General features: G+C 55.5%; 1 protein-coding gene. It reads left to right on the top strand.

Annotation, left to right across the window (positions count from 1 at the left end):
* Positions 1 to 160: 160 nt before the first annotated feature.
* Positions 161 to 325, top strand: a complete 165-nt coding sequence (locus AC1D0P_RS29025; RefSeq protein WP_477679898.1) for a hypothetical protein — start codon at positions 161 to 163, stop codon at positions 323 to 325.
* Positions 326 to 474: the final 149 nt, after the last annotated feature.

Genomic DNA, 474 nt, shown 5'->3' with positions numbered 1-474 from the left:
TTGTCAGCGTTTTATCAGAATAGATCATCACCTCTACTCCCGGTTTTATTTCTCAACGATGCGTGTCTACTGCCAGTCCGCCGCGTATTTCGACGGCGCGGAACAAACCGATTCAAATGGGCATTTGTATCCCTGACATGACCGGGCAGGAGACAGTGACATGGAGAGAAAGTACAAGTATTCGCCCGCTGAAGCGCAGCTTCTACCCGTCGCGGTCACCGTTGTTCTGACCGCGCTCGGCGTCGCCTGTCTGTTGCTCGGTACGGCCAGCATAGGATTTTCTCCGAAGGCGGCGGATGCCTATCAAATCACCGCAGAACGGTAATGCGTCTCGGCCATGGTCGGTTGATCATGTCTTAATGGCTGCACGGAAATATCTGCCTGGCAACAGGTCACATTTGCCCGCCAAGCACGGACATTCACCCGGCTCCTGCATAGTCGCGGAGGGCCGGGGCAATTCCTGCCGCCAAACAC

Source organism: Polaromonas sp. P1_G2 (assembly GCF_056405515.1).
Note: the sequence above shows the minus strand (reverse complement) of the source record. Positions and strands in the feature narration are given on the sequence as shown.

Coding starts and splice junctions, on each gene's coding strand:
- AC1D0P_RS29025 (WP_477679898.1), top strand. CDS start 161: ATGGAGAGAAAGTACAAGTATTCGCCCGCTGAAGCGCAGCTTCTACCC.